Raw genomic sequence first — 15546 nt, forward strand, 5'->3', positions numbered from 1 at the left:
GGGCAGGGACGGTCAGGGCATCGGGGCGGGCGCGGCATGGCTCAGCCGGCCGCGGGGGCGGTGTGCGGGTCCAGCTCGGCCGGCACCGGCAGCGGCGGCAGGCTGCCGGGCATCGGCGCCTGGCCGGCCAGCGCGGCCTTGAGCTGATAGACGTGGGCCAGCACCTGGGCCACGGCGGCATAGAGGGCCACCGGGATCTCGCGGTCGAGCTCGCCATGCGCCCACAGGGCGCGGGCCAGCGGCGGGGCTTCGAGCACCGGCACGCCATGCTCGGCGGCCACCTTGCGGATGCGCAGCGCGACCAGGTCGGCCCCGACGGCGACGATGCGCGGCGCGCCGGCCGAGCCTTCCTCGTACTTCAGCGCCACTGCATAGTGCGTCGGGTTGCTCACCACCAGGTCGGCCGTCGGCAGCGCGCTGAACATGCGCTGCTGCGCGCGCTGGCGCATCAACTGGCGCAGGCGGCCCTTGACCTCGGGGTTGCCTTCCTGTTCCTTGTGTTCCTGCTTGGCTTCCTGATGGCTCATGCGCAGGCGCTTGGCATGCTGGAAGTGCTGCAGCGGCGCATCGACCAGCGCGAACAGCAGCAGCAGGCCCAGCACCGCGCCCAGGCCGCGCAGCAGCAGGCCGCCGAGGTGGCCCAGCGCGGCCGGCAGCGGCAGTTGCAGGGCGCCGGCAAAGCGCTCCAGGCCCTGGGCCAGGAAGAAGCCGGCCACCGTGACGATGGCCAGGGCCAGGCCGCAGGCCTTGAGCGTGTCGATCAGCTTGTCGCTGGAGAACAGCCCGACCAGGCCGGTGAGGGGATTGAGCTTGTCGAACTTCGGTTGCAGGGGCTTGAGCGTCCAGTTCCAGCCGCCCAGGGCCAGGCCGCCGAGCACGGCCACCGCCAGCAGGGCCGCGCCGACCGGCAGCACGGCCTGCAGGAACTGGCCGAGCGCGGCGCCGAGGCGGGCCTCCAGCACGCCGGGCGTGCGCAGGCTCTGGGCATCGAAGCGCAGGCCGCCGACGAGGATGTCGGACAGCGGCTCCAGCGCACGCGGCAGCAGGACGAGCGCCAGCAGCAAGCCCGCGCCCACCGCCAGGGCATGGCCGAGGTCGCGCGAGCGGGGTACCTGCCCGTCCTCGCGCGCCTGCTTGAGCCGGCGCGCCGAGGCGGGGAGATGGCGATCCTGTGCGTCGTTCTGGGCCATGGCTGGAAGGCATCCCTTTGCAGGGGATTCTTCCCAGCCAGCGCGCGGCGCGCCGCCGGATAAGCGGCGTGCACCGTGCCCTTATCGCCTGCTCTCGGCCGGGCGGCGCGAGGCCGCGGCCCGGTCCAGGCTCAGAAGCCGAGACTGGCCAGCAGGTCGTCGACCTCGCTCTGGCTGTGGACGATGTCGGTCCGGCCTTCGGTGTTGACTACGGGCCCTTGCAGGCTGCCGGTCTCGCCGCGCGGCGCGGGGGGCGGCACGGCGGCCAGCTCGGCCGGGGCAGTGGCCTTGAGCAGCTCGACGAGCTGGTCCTCGATGGTCGAGGCCAGGCCCACCACCCGGGCCACGACCTGTCCGGTGAGGTCGTGGAAGTCCTGGGCCATCATGATGTCGGTCAGGTGCGCATCGATGCGCTGCGAGGCGGCCTCGACCTCGCCGACGAAATTCATCACCCCGCCGCTGGCCACGGCCTTGACCGGGTCGGCGACGATGCGGCGCGCCATGTCGCGCGTCTGGGTGGCGATGGCCTCATGCTCGGCCTTGGCCTGGTCGACCGAGTTCAGCACCTTGTTGGCCGCGTCGGCCGTCTTCTGCGCGATGTATTGCAGGCGGCTCTTGGCATCGGGCAGGTTGTCGGCCACGTCGCGCAGGCGCGGCGCATAGCCGAGCTGGTGCAGCGCGTCATGCAGCATGCGGGTGAGTTCGCCGAGCTTCTGGTAGACCTCGGGCGAGGCGCCCTGGGGTTGCAGCGGGGTCAGCATCTCGGCGGGCAGGGCGGTGGTGGGGCTCATGCTTTGCTCCTCAGACCGCGGTGGCGAGCTTCTGCATGATCTTCTGCACCTTCTCCTCCAGCGTGGCCTTGGTGAAGGGCTTGACGATGTAGCCGGCCGCGCCGATCTGGGCGGCCAGCACGATGTCCTCCTTGCGGGCCTCGGCCGTCACCATCAGCACCGGCAGGTGCTTGAGCGCCTCGTCGGCCTTGACCGCCTTGAGCAGGTCGAAGCCGTTCATGTTGGGCATGTTGATGTCGCTGACGACGAAGTCGTAGTGGCCGTTGCGCAGCATCTGCAAGGCCACGACGCCGTCCTCGGCCTCCTCGGCCTGCTGGTAACCGATCTCCTTGAGCAGGCCACGCACGATGCGGCGCATGGTCGAGAAGTCGTCGACGATCAGGAATTTCAGCTCTGGGGTGCTCATGGGCGTCCTCGGGGAGGGGGCGTTCGCTGCTTATCGGCCGGCGGCCGGCGGACTTGAAGGGGGCGGGGGGGGCGGCAGGCGATCGATCAGGGCGCCGGCCTCGGGCGGGCGCTGGGCGTTGTCGACATCGATCGGCGGCTCCTCGCGCTCGGCCCCGCGGAAGAAGCGGTCCTCGGCCTCGCGGTTCATCACCACGATGCTGATGCGGCGGTTGGTCGGCGCCAGCGGATCGTCCTTCACGAAGGGCTGGCTGGCGGCCAGGCCCTGCACCCGCAGGATGCGGCCATCGTCCAGGCCGCCGGCGATCAGCTCGCGCCGCGAGGCATTGGCCCGGTCGGCCGAAAGCTCCCAGTTGCTGTAGCCGGCCGCGCCGCCGGTGAAGGGCGCGGCATCGGTGTGGCCCTCCAGCGTCAGGCGGTTGGGCACCTCGCCCAGCACCTCGCCCAGGGTGCGCAGCAGCTCGCGCAGATAGGGCTGCACCGTGGCGCTGCCGCTGGTGAACATGGGCCGGTTCTGGGCGTCGGTGATCTGGATGCGCAGGCCGTCGCGCGTCAGGTCGAGCTTGATCTGCGACTTGAACTCGGTGAGCCGCGGGCTGGCGATCAGCACCTCCTCGACCTTGTCGCGCAGCAGCTTCAGCCGCGCCTGCTCGGCCTGGGCCTGCTCGGCCTTGAGCGATTCGAGCTTGGCCAGGGTGTAGCTGCTGCGCTTCTGCTCGGTCTCGCCCCGCTTGACCTGACCGCCCTGGCGGCTGAGGTCCTCGCCGCCGCCCTGGACGACGGAGGACGAATCGCCCGAGCCCGAGCCGCCGAGCATGGAGATCTTCACCGGGTTGGCGAAGTAGTCCTGGATGCCCTTGCGGTCGCCCTCGGTCGTCGAGCCCAGCAGCCACATCAGCAGGAAGAAGGCCATCATCGCCGTGACGAAGTCGGCATAGGCGATCTTCCACGCCCCGCCATGCGCCGCATGGCCGCCCTTCTTCACCCGCTTGATGATGATGGGCTGAAGCTTCTTGGCATCACCCGCCATGGCAGGCCTCCGACCTCAATCGACCCGGCCGGCGAAGCCAGGCCGACTTCCAGCAGACGCCGCGGATCCGGCTTCGCCGGTCCGCTGGCGTCGCCCCCCTCGGGGGGGTGCGCCGCAGGCGCTCCGGGGGGGGGCTCATTTCTTGCCTTTGACGTGGCCTTCGAGCTCGGCGAAGGTGGGGCGCTCGGTGGAATAAAGCACTTTGCGGCCGAACTCGATGGCGATGGCCGGGGCATAGCCCTGCATCGAGGCCAGCAGCGTGGTCTTGATGCATTGCAGCTCCTTGCTGCCTTCCTCGACCTTCTGCTCCAGCAGGCCGGCTACCGGCTCGGCAAAGGCATAGGCCAGCAGGATGCCGAGGAAGGTGCCGACCAGGGCCGAGCCGATCATGGCGCCCAGCACGGCGGGCGGTTGGCCCACCGAGCCCATGGTCTTCACCACGCCCAGCACGGCCGCGACGATGCCGAAGGCCGGCAGGCCGCCCGCCACGCGCTGAATGGCCGCCACGGGGGCATGGGCCTCGTTGTGGTGGGTCTCGATCTCGCTGTCCATCAGCGATTCGATCTCGTGCGGATTGAGGTTGCCGCTGACCATCATGCGCAGGTAGTCGGTGATGAACTCGACCACATGGTGGTCGCTGCCGACCTCGGGGTACTTCTGGAACAGCGGCGACTTGTCGGGCTCCTCGACATCTTTCTCGATGGCCATCAGCCCGTCCTTTCGGGCCTTCTGCAAGATGTCGTAGAGCAGGGCCATCAGCGCCATGTAGCGCGCCTTGGTGTACTTGCTGCCCTTGAAGCAGGAGAGGGTGCCGGCCACCGTGGCCTTGACCACCTTCATCTGGTTGTTGACCAGGAAGGCACCCAGCGTGGCGCCGCCGATCATGCCCATCTCCCAGGGCAGGGCCTTGAGGATGGGGCCCATGTTGCCGCCGTGGGCGATGAAGACCCCGAACACGCAACCGAGCACGACGACCCAGCCGATGATGACGAACATGGTTGGCGAATCCGCAGGAGGAAGTCAGGGAAGAGGAGGGCGAGCGCTGTTCAGGCCCATCGTCCCCCAAGTCCGCCGGGGCAAGGCCCCAAAAAAAGCGGCGGATCAGGGACTGATCCGCCGTCAAGGCGCTCCAAACGCCACCAGGAGAACAACACGCAAGATGCTTTGCGGCGGGCTCAGGCCGCGTTCCGGCCCTCGTCGATCCGCCGGCGCAGGCCCAGGGGCCGGACACTCGCGGCCCGGAAGGGCGCGCGGTAGGCGTAGAGGGTGTGGCCGCCGGCCGGCAGCCGCAGATCGGCCCGCATGCCGGGCAGGGGAAAGGCCAGGCTCAGCAGCCAGGCGCCGGGCTCCAGCTCGGCCTGGGCCTTGGCCAGGGCGCGCGGCATGGATTCGGGCCGCTGGAAGAGGTAGACCATGTCCAGGCCCTCCCAGTCGCTGCCCCACAGGTCGCCGCGCCGGATCGCGGCGCCGCGGCAGCGCAGGCGGGCGACCAGGCTGAGGGGCAGGCTGGTCTCGATGCCTTCGAGCCGTGCATCCGGGTAGGCGCCGCGCAGGGCCTTGAGACCGTCGCCCAGGCCGCAGCCGGCATCGAGGATGCGGGGCTCGGCCGGCAGGGGCAGGCGCTCGGCCAGGCCGTCCAGGGCCTGGGCGGGGGTGGGGTAGAGCGGCGCATCGCGCCAGGCCGATCGCGGGTAGAGCAGCAGCAGCAGGCCCAGCGGCAGCAGCCAGACCCAGGCCGGCAGCACGCCGGCCAGCAGGCCGCCGAGCAGCATCACCGGATAGCCCAGCAGCAGGCAGACCTGGCGCATGCGGCTGTCCGCGCCGGGCAGGAAGGCCAGCGGCAGCAGGCAGGCCAGCAGGGCCGCCGGCGCCTGACCCAGGCCGGCATGGCCCAGCAGGATCTGGAGCGCCCAGGCGCTGGTCCAGGCGGCGACCGCCGGCAGCGGCCAGGCCAGGCTGAGGGGCCGACCGGTCGACACGGGCTCGCGCTCCGGAAGTCGGGTGATGTTGGCGGACATGGTGCGACGCGCGCAGGCGCTCAGTGCAGTTGCAGTGCGCCGCTGGCCTTGCCCTTGCCGGCGCGGGCCGGCGGATTGCACAGGCCGCAGACGTAGTGCTTGGCGATCTCGTGCGGATGCGTGACGAAGTGGCCGCCGCACTGGCTGCACGGGGTCATGGTCAGCATGCCGTTGTCGATGAACTTCACCAGGCGCCAGGCGCGGGTGATCGAGAGCTGCGGCTCCAGGCCCTGGGTCTGGATCTGCTCCATGTAGAGCCGGTAGGCCTTGATGATGGTCTCGATCTCGTCGAGGGCCGCGCTCTTGTTCAGGTACTCGTGGATGTTCAGGAAGAGGCTGGCATGGATGTTGGGCTGCCAGGTCATGAACCAGTCGGTGCTGAAGGGCAACTGGCCCTTGCTGGGCGACTTGCCGGCGACTTCCTTGTAGAGACGCAGCAGGCGCTCGTAGGACAGGTCGGTCTCCGACTCCAGCACCTGCAGGCGGGCGCCGAGCTGGATCAGCGTGACGGCGGTCTCGATCTGCTTGGCTTCGGTCAGAAGGCTCTTGCTGCGGCTCATGGCGGGCTCCGGATTCAGGTGCTGGTGCGGGGTCGGGTGCAGCGCGGACTCAGGCGGCTTCCTGGTGCCGGCCGGCCATCAGGATGCTGGCGTGCAGGCGGCTGACGCCCTCGTTGGCGGCGCTGCGGCCGTGGTTGGTCAGCAGGCCCCAGACCATCTCGTCGTCCACCCGCATGCGCATCAGCAACTGGTTGCCCGAGGCGACCTTCATCAACTGGGCCGGGCTCAGGGTGATCAGCAGGTCGGCCGCTTCCTCCGACAGGCCCAGGCGGAACAGCGCCTCCTCGCGGTCGCGGCGGATCAGGCTCTGCGCCAGCATCAGGTAGGAGAGGTTGGCTTCGCGGATCTCCATCAGGATCTGTTCGGTGGTCATGGCGGCTTCCTGCGTGTCGGGTGGGGGGAGGGATCTGGCGGGCGATCGGCGCTTTGTTTTTGCGATCACCGTGGAATGAACTGTAGGCAGGCCCCCGCCCGGCTTGAATCAGCCTGGCGCTGTTTGCGAGGTGCTGGCAGGGAGACAGGCGTGTCGGACAAATTCCTACACGGCGGGCGGCAACACGGTGTTTTTCCGAGGGCCCCTCAAGTCCGCGCAGGCGGCTTCCGATAAGCAGCCAACGGGTCGAACGATCGATCCCGCGGTCCGGCAAGGACCCCTGCAGCCGCCTTACAAGGACCGGCGGCGCGCAGGCCCCTTGCGTCGGGCGAGCGCCTTCCGGACGGGCTTCGGCCCGGTCGGCGGGCAGGCAGATCGGTGCATGCCGCTTGCCACCCTGGAACCAGCATCACCGTCCTTCTATCGCCGGCGCAAGCCGGGTCTCTCATCCCGTCAAGGAGCCCATCATGGTCATGACCGTCAACACCAACAACTACTCGCTCAATGCCCAGCGCAATCTGGGCGGCTCGCAGTCGATGCTTGCCACCTCGATGCAGCGCCTGTCGTCCGGCATGCGCGTCAACAGCGCGAAGGACGATGCCGCCGGCCTCGCCATCGCCGAGCGCATGAATGCCCAGGTGCGTGGCATGAACGTCGCCCAGCGCAATGCGAATGACGCGATCTCGCTGTTCCAGACGGCGGAAGGCGCGATGGGCAAGATCGGCGAGAACCTGCAGCGCATCCGCGAGCTGGCCGTGCAGTCGGCCAGCGGCTCGATCAGCGACGACGACCGCGCCAACCTGCAATCGGAAGCCGACCAGCTCGTCGAGGAAATCGCCCGCGTCGGCGACAACGCGAAGTTCAACGGCATCAACCTGCTCGACGGCAGCTTCACCAGCACCGATTTCCAGATCGGTGCCGACGGCACCGACGTGATCACCGCCGCCACCGACTTCGACATGACCGCGCTGACCGCTTACGCGGCCGCCGACATCAGCACCGCCGCAGGCGCCACCGCCGTCATCGCGGACATCGACACCGATCTCGACACGCTCAACACCGCGCGCTCCCAGGCTGGTGCCTTCCAGAGCCGCTTCGAGGCGGTGATCTCGCAGCTCCAGGTGAGCGTGGAAAGCACCTCGGCCGCCCGCGGCCGGATCATGGATGCCGACTTCGCCGCCGAGACCGCCAACCTGTCGAAGGCGCAGATCCTCCAGCAGGCCGGCACCGCCATGGTCGCCCAGGCCAACCAGTTGCCGCAGCAGGTGCTGTCGCTGCTGCGCTGATCGAACGCCCGGGCCCGCAAGGCGCGGGCCCAGAGGACAGAAAGCCCCTGCCGGCATCGCGCCGGCAGGGGCTTGTGCTTTCAGGGGCCAGGCTCAGGGTCTGAGCCCCGGGGCTCAGACGCCCTGCTTCAGGCTGGCGGCGATGAAGCCGTCCAGGTCGCCGTCCAGCACCTTCTGGGTGGCCGAGACCTCGACATTGGTGCGCAGGTCCTTGATGCGGCTCTGGTCCAGCACATAGCTGCGGATCTGGTGGCCCCAGCCCACATCGGTCTTGCTGTCCTCCAGCTTCTGTTGCTGCTCGCGCTGCTTGCGCATCTCGTGCTCATAGAGGCGCGCGCGCAGCATCTGCCAGGCCTCGTCGCGGTTGCGGTGCTGCGACCGGTCGTTCTGGCACTGCACGACGATGCCGGTCGGGATGTGGGTGAGCCGCACCGCCGAGTCGGTCTTGTTGATGTGCTGGCCGCCGGCGCCGCTGGCGCGGAAGGTGTCGGTGCGCACATCGGCCGGGTTGATCTCGATCTCGATCGAGTCGTCGACCTCGGGATAGACGAAGACACTGGCGAAGCTGGTGTGCCGGCCGCCCGAGCTGTCGAAGGGGCTCTTGCGGACCAGGCGGTGCACGCCGGTCTCGGTGCGCAGGTGGCCGAAGGCGTAGTCGCCGCTGATCTTCAGCGTCGCACTGCGGATGCCGGCCACGTCGCCCTCGGTCTCTTCCATCACCTCGACGGCAAAGCCCTTGCGCTCGCAGTAGCGCAGGTATTGGCGTTGCAGCATCTGCGCCCAGTCGCAGGCCTCGGTGCCGCCGGCACCGGCCTGGATGTCCAGGAAGCAGGGCATGGGATCGGCCGGGTTGTTGAACATCCGGCGGAATTCCAGGCCCTCGACCTGCTCGGCCAGGGTGACAGACTCGGCCTCGATCACGGCCAGGCCGTCCAGGTCCTCGTCGGCCTTGCTCAGCTCGTACAGCTCGCCGTTGTCGGCCAGGTTGCGCTCCAGGCTGGCGATGGTCTCGACCACCGCTTCGAGCGACTTCTTCTCGCGGCCCAGGGCCTGGGCATTCTTGGGATCGTTCCAGACGGTCGGATCCTCGAGCGCGGCATTGACCTCGCTCAGACGACGGGACTTTTCATCCCAGTCAAAGATACCTCCGGAGTTCAGCGGTCCGGTGGGCGAGGTCGGCAAGGCGGCTGCCGATGGCGTTGATGCGTTCGATGTCCATGGGGTCTCGGGCGTTCGGTCGGTGCAGGGCCGGCCAGGATGGCCGGAAACCCGCGATTTTCGCACTGCACCGGCCGGCCCTTGGCTTGCGGCTGGGCGCCACCGCCCTCCCGGTGGCGCCGTGGCCTCAGCGGCTGGCAGCCGGCCGGGCCGGGGCCGGGCGCGGGGCGGCCGGCGCGGCGCTGCCGCCGGGCGCATAGGGCTTGCCTTCGACGGTGAGGCCGGCATCCGACAGGCGTTGGGCGCTGCCGGGGCCGACGCCGCCGACGCGGCCGATCAGGTCGCTCCAGTCGCGGAAGGGTGCCTTCTGCCGCTCGGCCAGCAGCTTGCCCGACAGGGCCGGACCGATGCCCTTGACCGATTCCAGGCTGGCTTGGTCGGCGCGGTTCACGTCGACCGCGGACCAGGCCGCACCGGCGGCGCAGCCCAGCAGCAGGCCGCAGGCGATCAGGCGACGCAGGGGGGTGTTCATCAGCATGTCTCCCAGGTGGCGCCGGCGGCTTGCCGGCTGCGAACCACTCTAGGCAGGCGGCCGATCCGGCGGCGGGCCGGCAGCCCCTCGGAAGTGGGGCTGCGCTCCCCAGCTTGTAGGGCTGCGCGCGGCGCGGCCGCTCAGGCGTCTTCCAGGCGCTGCGGCGGGTAGCTGTCCCAGGTCTGGCAGCCGGGGCATTGCCAGAAGTAGTTCTGCGCCTCGAAGCCGCAGGCCGCGCAGCGGTAGCGCTGCTGCGGCCGCGCACCGGCCGCGACAACCCGGGCCAGGGTCTCGGTCTGGGCCGGGTTCAGGCCTTCGCCCTGCGCCGCCTGGTGGCGCAGCAGGGCGGCCGCGCCGGACAGGCCGGGCCGGCTGGCCAGGGCCTCGTTGAGCAGGCTGGCCTGGGCCTGGGGATCGTCGGTCAGTTGGTGAAGGGCGTTCAGCAGGTCCTGGCTGGGTGCGAGGCGGTAGGCCTCCAGCAGCCGCGCCCGCACCGCCTCGACCTGGCCGGCGGCCCGGGCCGCGGTGGCGATCTCGCCGGCCACCAGGGCCGCGATGCTGGGCTGGCTGACCAGCAGCGGCTGCCAGGCGGCCAGGGCCTCGGCCGGCTGGCCGGCGCGGGCCAGGGCCAGGCCCTGCAGCACCTGCGGGCGCGGGGCCTGGGGTGCGGCTTCGCGGGCCCGCGCCAGCGCGGCGCGGGCTTCCTCGGGGCGCTGGCGCGCGTCGGCTTCCAGCGCCAGTTCGCAAGCATGATGGGCGATGCGGGCGGCGAAGGAGCCGGCGCCGCTGGATTCGAGCTTGCGCGCGGTCTCGATGGCGGCATGCCAGTCGCGCGAGCGCTCGTAGAGGCCGAGCAGCTCCAGCCGCGCATCGGTGGCGAAGGCGCTGCCGTCCAGCGTGCGGAAGGCGGCTTCGGCGCGATCGAAGAGGCCGGCCTTGAGGAAGTCCTGCGCCAGGGCGAACTGCGCGCGGGCGCGCTCGGATTCGGCCAGGTCGCCCCGGGCGAGCAGATGCTCGTGGACACGCACGGCGCGCTCGTACTCGCCGCGGCGGCGGAACAGATTGCCCAGCGCGAAGTGCAGGTCGGCGGTGCCCGGGTCCTGCTGCATGGCCTCGATGAAGGCATCGATGGCCTTGTCCTGCTGTTCGTTGAGCAGCAGGTTCAGCCCGCGGTAGTAGGCCTTGGGCGAGTCGGCCTGTTCGCGCTTCCACTGGCGCAGGTCGAAGCGGGCGGCCAGCCAGCCAAAGCCGAAGGCGGCCATGACCGCCAGCGGCAGCAGCGAGAGCAGGGTGGGGTTAAGATCCATCGGGGGTGCCGCGCAGGGCATCGCGCGGCCCCAGGGCCGGCAGGTCGGGAAGGGGGGGCGGCCGCAGATCGGCTGCGCCGCCGGCGGCGGCAGACCGGCCGGGTTCGCTGCCAACCGGGGCGGTCTCGGCGGCGGCATCCTGGCGCTCCTGCGCGCGGCGGCGGTGGCGCCACCAGCTCGGCAGCATGGCCAGCACGCCCAGCGCGCAACCCAGCGCGAAGGCGGCGAGCACGATGTAGACCATCGGTGCGCGCCATTCGTGGCCGAAGAACCAGCGGACCGCGGCCTCGTCCTGGTTGTTCAGCGCGAAGGCGAACAGCGTGAAGAAGAGGAAGGCCCGCAGGAGCCAGGTCAAGACCCGCATGCGATCGATTCTAGGCGTCGGCCCGGTCGGCCTCGCCCGCCGCCGGGGCACGCGCGCCGGCCGCATCGACCGACTCGCGCAGGGCCTTGCCCGGCTTGAAATGCGGCACCAGCTTCTCGGGGATCGGCACTTGCTCGCCCGAGCGCGGGTTGCGGCCCATGCGCGGCGGCCGGCGGTTGATCGAGAAGCTGCCGAAGCCGCGGATCTCGATGCGGTGGCCCTGGGCCAGCGCATCGCTCATCGCATCGAGCATGGTCTTCACCGCGAACTCGGCGTCGCGGTGGGTGAGCTGGGGGAAGCGCTCGCCCAGCAGGTTCACCAGGTCGGAACGGGTCATGGTCATCATGATCGGGAGGAGGCTGCGGGCCCGGCCCGCCCAGGCCGGACACGCGGCCGCGCAGCTTAACGCCTGCCGCGGCGGGGCCGGAAATGACGACGGGGGCCGAAGCCCCCGTCGCTGGATGGACCCTCGACGCCCGGGGCCCGAAGGCCGTCCGGCGTCGGGCCCGCGGCCGCGGATCAGTTGTTGCCCTGATCCAGCTTGGCCTTGAGCAGCGCGCCCAGGCTGGTCGTGCCGGCGTTCTCACGCTCGTTCGACTGCGAGATGCGCTGCATGGCTTCCTGCTGCTCGACGTTGTCCTTGGCCTTGATCGAGAGCTGGATCGAACGGGTCTTGCGATCCACGTTGATGATCAGGGCGGTGACTTCGTCGCCGTCCTTCAGCACGTTGCGGGCATCTTCCACGCGGTCGCGGGAGATCTCGCTGGCGCGCAGGTAGCCGGTCACGTCCGGGGTCAGTTGGATCTCGGCGCCGCGGGCGTCCACCGTCTTGACGGTGCCGGTCACGGTCGCGCCGCGGTCGTTCATCGTCGTGTAGGTCGCGAAGGGATCCCCATCGAGCTGCTTGATGCCCAGGCTGATGCGCTCGCGGTCCACGTCGATGGCCAGCACCAGCGCCTCGACTTCCTGGCCCTTCTTGTAGTTGCGCACGGCGGCCTCGCCCGGCTCGTGCCAGGACAGGTCCGACAGGTGCACCAGGCCGTCGATGCCGGCCGCCAGGCCGACGAAGACGCCGAAGTCGGTGATCGACTTGACCGGGCCCGACAGCTTGTCGCCACGCTTGTGGTTCTGGGCGAACTCTTCCCAGGGGTTGGCGCGGCACTGCTTCATGCCCAGCGAGATGCGACGCTTGTCCTCGTCGATCTCCAGCACCATGACCTCGACCTCCTCGCCCATCGTCACCAGCTTGCTGGGGGCGACGTTCTTGTTGGTCCAGTCCATTTCGGAGACGTGCACCAGGCCTTCGATGCCCGGTTCGATCTCGACGAAGGCACCGTAGTCGGCGATATTGGTGACCTTGCCGAACAGGCGGGTGCTGTTCGGGTAGCGGCGCGAGACGCCGATCCAGGGATCGTCGCCCATCTGCTTCAGGCCCAGGCTGACGCGCATCTTCTCGGCGTCGAACTTCAGGACCTTGGCGGTCAGTTCCTGGCCGACCTGCACCACTTCCGTCGGGTGACGGACACGGCGCCAGGCCATGTCGGTGATGTGCAGCAGGCCGTCGATGCCGCCGAGGTCGACGAAGGCACCGTATTCGGTGATGTTCTTGACCACGCCGTTGACGATGGCGCCCTCGCGCAGCGTCTCCAGCAGCTTGGCGCGCTCCTCGCCCATCGAGGCCTCGACCACCGCGCGACGCGACAGCACAACGTTGTTGCGCTTTCGGTCGAGCTTGATGACCTTGAACTCCATGGTCTTGCCCTCGAAGGGCGTCATGTCCTTCACCGGGCGGGTGTCGAGCAGCGAGCCCGGCAGGAAGGCGCGGATGCCGTTGACCAGCACCGTCAGGCCGCCCTTGACCTTGCCGCTCACCGTGCCGGTGACGAACTCGCCGGATTCCAGCGAGGTCTCCAGCGACAGCCACGAAGCCAGGCGCTTGGCCTTGTCGCGCGACAGCATGGTGTCGCCGTAGCCGTTCTCGATGGCGTCGATCGCCACCGCGACGAAGTCGCCGACCTGGACTTCAAGCTCGCCCTGGTCGTTGCGGAACTCGTCGATGGGCACATAGGCTTCGGACTTCAGGCCGGCGTTCACGACCACGAAGTTGTGCTCGACAGCCACCACCTCGGCGGAGATGACCTCGCCGGCGCGCATGTTGGACTTGTGGAGCGACTCCTCGAAGAGCGCGGCGAACGATTCCGAACCTTGGTAGGCGGGAGCGGTTTGGGGCATGGGATGGATCTTCCGGGCCGGCGGGCGCCAGCGGTATCGCCGCGGAGACGGCGGTTGATGGTTGAATCCGCGCCCTCGGGCGGCCCGTCGGGCCAGGGAGGGAAGGGCGCGGGCCCTGGGCGGCGGTGAGGCCGCCCATCCTGCGGGTCGGGCCTCAGGCGGCCGGAGCGTGCTCCGGGCCGGACGGGGCCTCACCCTGCGCGTCGTCCCACCAGCGCAGCAACTGCGCGATCGAGGCTTCGATCGTCAGCGCCGAGTTGTCGAGTTCTCGCGCATCTTCGGCCGCTTTCAGCGGGGCGCTGCTGCGGGAACGGTCCCGTGCGTCGCGCGCTTCAAGGTCAGCCAGAAGGGCCGGTAGTGTAGCCGACACGCCGGCTGCGCCGAGCTGGCGCAGGCGCCGCTCGGCGCGCTGCGCGGCGCTGGCCGTCAGGAAGACCTTGAGCTGCGCATCCGGGAAGATCACGGTGCCCATGTCGCGGCCGTCCGTCACCAGGCCGGGCAGGCGGCGGCAGCGGCGCTGCCAGTCGAGCAGGGCGGCGCGCAGCGCCGGCAGCGCGGCGATCTGCGAGGCCATCTGGCCGATGGCCTCGTCGCGCAGCCGGTCGGTCACGTCCTCGCCCGGCGTGCCGAGCAGGGCCCGGCCGCCCTCGAAGCGCAGCGGCAGCGCGGCGGCCAGCGCGGCCAGGGCCGGCGCGTCATCCGGCGCGATGCCGGCGCGCTGCGCGGCCAGCGCGCAGGCGCGGTAGAGCGCGCCCGAATCGAGGTGGTGGTAGCCCAGGCGCTCGGCCACGGCCGAGGCCAGGGTGCCCTTGCCGGAGGCGGTCGGCCCGTCCACGGTCAGCACCGGGATGGCGCCGGGCTCGGCCCGCGCCAGGGCAAGGAAGTCGCGGAAATAGCCCGGATAGGTCTTGGCCACGCAGCCCGGGTCCAGCACCCGCAGCCCCACCGGCGGCTGGCCGGCCGCGCCCGGCGCCAGCGGGTTGAAGGCCGCCAGCGAGGCGCACATGGCCATGCGGTGGTCGTCGTAGGTGTGGATGGCCGCACGCTGCCAAGCGCCGGTCGGCGGGCTGACTTCGAGATAGTCGGGCCCCTCGACCACGGTCGCGCCGAACTTGCTCAGCTCGGCCCGCATGGCGGCCAGGCGGTCGGTCTCCTTCACCCGCCAGCTTGCGATGTTGGACAGCCGCGTCCTGCCCGGGGCATAGAGGGCCATCACGGCCAGGGTCATGGCCGCATCGGGGATGGCATTGCAGTCCAGGTCCACCGCCTTCAGCGGCCAGGCGCCGCGCTTGACCAGCAGGGCATTGGCTTCCATCGTCACGTCGGCGCCCATGGCGCGGGCGGCGTCGACGAAGCGGATGTCGCCCTGGATGGATTCGGCGCCCACGCCTTCGATGCGCAGCGGTGCATCGACCGCGGCAATCGCCGCCGCGCCGATGAAGTAGGAGGCCGAGGAGGCATCGCCCTCCACATGCACCGCGCCCGGCGAGCGGTAGCGGCTGCCGGCCGGGACGGTGAAGCGCTGCCAGCCCTCGCGTTCGATCGCGATGCCGAAGCGCGCGAGCAGCTTGAGCGTGATCTCCACATAGGGCTTGGAGATCAGCTCGCCCTGCACCTCGACATGCAGCGGCCGGTCCTCGGCCACCAGCGGCAGGGCCAGCAGCAGGGCGGTGAGGAACTGGCTGGAGACATCGCCGCGCACGCGGATCGGCGCATCCAGCGCCAGCGGGCTGGGGCCGCTCAGGGCCAGCGGCGGATAGCCCTCGGTGCCGGTGCAGGCCACCTGGCAGCCCAGCGGGCGCAGGGCCTCGACCAGGTCGCCGATCGGCCGCTCGTGCATGCGCGGGATGCCGCGCAGGCGGAAGCCGGCACCCGTCGTGCCCTGGCGCGCGGCCAGAAGGGCCAGGGCCGCGGCCAGCGGGCGCATGGCCGTGCCGGCATTGCCCAGGAAGAGATCGGCCTCCTTCACCGCCAGCCGGCCGCCCAGGCCGGTGACGGCCAGCGGGCCGCCCGGCGTGGCGCTGGGCGTGACCGTGCAGCCTAGCGCGCGCAGCGCCTCCAGCATGACGGCGGTGTCGTCCGAGGCCAGCAGGTCGTGCACGAGCGTCGTGCCCTCGGCCAGGCCGGCCAGCAGCAGCACGCGGTTGGAAATGCTCTTGGAGCCCGGCAGCCGCGCCGTGCCGCCGATGGCGACGAGAGGCGGCAGGTCGAGGAAGGGCGGGCGGGCGGCGGAGGCGGACATCGGCGGGCGGTTCACGGGGCGCGCGGCCGGGCCGGCCCGGCGCGGGATCGGGGGGGAA

General features: G+C 70.5%; 16 protein-coding genes. 1 reads left to right on the forward strand and 15 read right to left on the reverse strand.

Going from position 1 to position 15546, the window contains the following annotated elements:
• Window positions 1-41: 41 nt before the first annotated feature.
• From JI742_RS06215 to flhD, 8 genes are all read right to left on the reverse strand, one after another.
• The gene (locus JI742_RS06215) at window positions 42-1190 is read right to left on the reverse strand and encodes an EscU/YscU/HrcU family type III secretion system export apparatus switch protein (RefSeq protein WP_201824793.1); all 1149 of its coding nucleotides are present in this window, start codon (window positions 1188-1190) and stop codon (window positions 42-44) included.
• 131 nt (window positions 1191-1321) lie between these two features.
• Window positions 1322-1981: a protein phosphatase CheZ gene (locus tag JI742_RS06220; RefSeq protein WP_236676809.1), complete on the reverse strand. Its 660-nt coding sequence runs from the start codon at window positions 1979-1981 to the stop codon at window positions 1322-1324.
• A gap of 10 nt (window positions 1982-1991) precedes the next feature.
• A complete protein-coding gene (cheY, locus tag JI742_RS06225) occupies window positions 1992-2387 on the reverse strand; it encodes a chemotaxis response regulator CheY (RefSeq protein WP_201824795.1) in 396 nt (131 codons plus the stop codon).
• Between the two features lie 30 nt (window positions 2388-2417).
• Entirely contained in the window at window positions 2418-3416 is a 999-nt protein-coding gene (gene motB, locus JI742_RS06230) for a flagellar motor protein MotB (protein ID WP_201824798.1), read from the reverse strand.
• 135 nt (window positions 3417-3551) lie between these two features.
• The gene (gene motA, locus JI742_RS06235) at window positions 3552-4412 is read right to left on the reverse strand and encodes a flagellar motor stator protein MotA (RefSeq protein ID WP_201824800.1); all 861 of its coding nucleotides are present in this window, start codon (window positions 4410-4412) and stop codon (window positions 3552-3554) included.
• A 179-nt stretch (window positions 4413-4591) separates the two neighbouring features.
• Window positions 4592-5434: a class I SAM-dependent methyltransferase gene (locus tag JI742_RS06240; RefSeq protein ID WP_236676810.1), complete on the reverse strand. Its 843-nt coding sequence runs from the start codon at window positions 5432-5434 to the stop codon at window positions 4592-4594.
• Window positions 5435-5454: 20 nt separating this feature from the next.
• Complete coding sequence (gene flhC / locus JI742_RS06245) at window positions 5455-5994, reverse strand: flagellar transcriptional regulator FlhC (protein WP_201824801.1); 540 nt, start codon at window positions 5992-5994, stop codon at window positions 5455-5457.
• 49 nt (window positions 5995-6043) lie between these two features.
• Window positions 6044-6367 carry a flagellar transcriptional regulator FlhD gene (gene flhD, locus JI742_RS06250; RefSeq protein ID WP_182660721.1) on the reverse strand — a complete coding sequence of 108 codons (324 nt, stop codon included), beginning with the start codon at window positions 6365-6367 and terminating at the stop codon, window positions 6044-6046.
• A 467-nt stretch (window positions 6368-6834) separates the two neighbouring features.
• On the opposite strand from flhD, the gene JI742_RS06255 reads away from it, so the two are divergent.
• On the forward strand, window positions 6835-7653 hold the full coding sequence (locus JI742_RS06255; RefSeq protein WP_201824802.1) for a flagellin N-terminal helical domain-containing protein: 819 nt from the start codon (window positions 6835-6837) through the stop codon (window positions 7651-7653).
• A 114-nt stretch (window positions 7654-7767) separates the two neighbouring features.
• Here JI742_RS06255 and prfB read toward each other — a convergent pair.
• The 7 genes from prfB to JI742_RS06290 all read right to left on the reverse strand — a co-directional run bounded on the left by prfB (window position 7768) and on the right by JI742_RS06290 (window position 15488).
• A protein-coding gene (gene prfB, locus JI742_RS06260; RefSeq protein WP_201824803.1) for a peptide chain release factor 2 occupies window positions 7768-8872 on the reverse strand; the annotation gives its coding sequence in 2 pieces (ribosomal slippage) (window positions 7768-8790 and window positions 8792-8872; 1104 coding nt in all).
• Between the two features lie 126 nt (window positions 8873-8998).
• Entirely contained in the window at window positions 8999-9343 is a 345-nt protein-coding gene (locus JI742_RS06265) for a ComEA family DNA-binding protein (protein WP_201824804.1), read from the reverse strand.
• 140 nt (window positions 9344-9483) lie between these two features.
• On the reverse strand, window positions 9484-10650 hold the full coding sequence (gene lapB / locus JI742_RS06270) for a lipopolysaccharide assembly protein LapB (RefSeq protein WP_201824805.1): 1167 nt from the start codon (window positions 10648-10650) through the stop codon (window positions 9484-9486).
• Window positions 10640-11014 (reverse strand): LapA family protein, encoded by a 375-nt coding sequence (locus tag JI742_RS06275; RefSeq protein ID WP_201824807.1) that lies wholly within the window; start codon window positions 11012-11014, stop codon window positions 10640-10642. Before JI742_RS06275 ends, lapB begins: the two co-directional genes overlap by 11 nt.
• A 10-nt stretch (window positions 11015-11024) precedes the next feature.
• Entirely contained in the window at window positions 11025-11351 is a 327-nt protein-coding gene (locus tag JI742_RS06280) for an integration host factor subunit beta (protein ID WP_201824808.1), read from the reverse strand.
• A 182-nt stretch (window positions 11352-11533) separates the two neighbouring features.
• Window positions 11534-13246, reverse strand: coding sequence for a 30S ribosomal protein S1 (gene rpsA, locus JI742_RS06285; RefSeq protein WP_201824810.1), 1713 nt, complete (start codon window positions 13244-13246; stop codon window positions 11534-11536).
• Window positions 13247-13400: 154 nt separating this feature from the next.
• Window positions 13401-15488: a bifunctional 3-phosphoshikimate 1-carboxyvinyltransferase/cytidylate kinase gene (locus JI742_RS06290; protein ID WP_201824812.1), complete on the reverse strand. Its 2088-nt coding sequence runs from the start codon at window positions 15486-15488 to the stop codon at window positions 13401-13403.
• Window positions 15489-15546 lie beyond the last annotated feature (58 nt).

This window comes from Piscinibacter lacus, from assembly GCF_016735685.1.
In the GTDB taxonomy this organism is placed as follows: domain Bacteria; phylum Pseudomonadota; class Gammaproteobacteria; order Burkholderiales; family Burkholderiaceae_C; genus Aquariibacter; species Aquariibacter lacus.

Excerpts from the sequence above, each read along its gene's own strand:
- JI742_RS06215 (WP_201824793.1), bottom strand. The coding sequence starts at position 1,190 with ATGGCCCAGAACGACGCACAGGATCGCCATCTCCCCGCCTCGGCGCGC.
- JI742_RS06220 (WP_236676809.1), bottom strand. The coding sequence starts at position 1,981 with ATGAGCCCCACCACCGCCCTGCCCGCCGAGATGCTGACCCCGCTGCAA.
- cheY (WP_201824795.1), bottom strand. The coding sequence starts at position 2,387 with ATGAGCACCCCAGAGCTGAAATTCCTGATCGTCGACGACTTCTCGACC.
- motB (WP_201824798.1), bottom strand. The coding sequence starts at position 3,416 with ATGGCGGGTGATGCCAAGAAGCTTCAGCCCATCATCATCAAGCGGGTG.
- motA (WP_201824800.1), bottom strand. The coding sequence starts at position 4,412 with ATGTTCGTCATCATCGGCTGGGTCGTCGTGCTCGGTTGCGTGTTCGGG.
- JI742_RS06240 (WP_236676810.1), bottom strand. The coding sequence starts at position 5,434 with ATGTCCGCCAACATCACCCGACTTCCGGAGCGCGAGCCCGTGTCGACC.
- flhC (WP_201824801.1), bottom strand. The coding sequence starts at position 5,994 with ATGAGCCGCAGCAAGAGCCTTCTGACCGAAGCCAAGCAGATCGAGACC.
- flhD (WP_182660721.1), bottom strand. The coding sequence starts at position 6,367 with ATGACCACCGAACAGATCCTGATGGAGATCCGCGAAGCCAACCTCTCC.
- JI742_RS06255 (WP_201824802.1), top strand. The coding sequence starts at position 6,835 with ATGGTCATGACCGTCAACACCAACAACTACTCGCTCAATGCCCAGCGC.
- JI742_RS06265 (WP_201824804.1), bottom strand. The coding sequence starts at position 9,343 with ATGAACACCCCCCTGCGTCGCCTGATCGCCTGCGGCCTGCTGCTGGGC.
- lapB (WP_201824805.1), bottom strand. The coding sequence starts at position 10,650 with ATGGATCTTAACCCCACCCTGCTCTCGCTGCTGCCGCTGGCGGTCATG.
- JI742_RS06275 (WP_201824807.1), bottom strand. The coding sequence starts at position 11,014 with ATGCGGGTCTTGACCTGGCTCCTGCGGGCCTTCCTCTTCTTCACGCTG.
- JI742_RS06280 (WP_201824808.1), bottom strand. The coding sequence starts at position 11,351 with ATGACCCGTTCCGACCTGGTGAACCTGCTGGGCGAGCGCTTCCCCCAG.
- rpsA (WP_201824810.1), bottom strand. The coding sequence starts at position 13,246 with ATGCCCCAAACCGCTCCCGCCTACCAAGGTTCGGAATCGTTCGCCGCG.
- JI742_RS06290 (WP_201824812.1), bottom strand. The coding sequence starts at position 15,488 with ATGTCCGCCTCCGCCGCCCGCCCGCCCTTCCTCGACCTGCCGCCTCTC.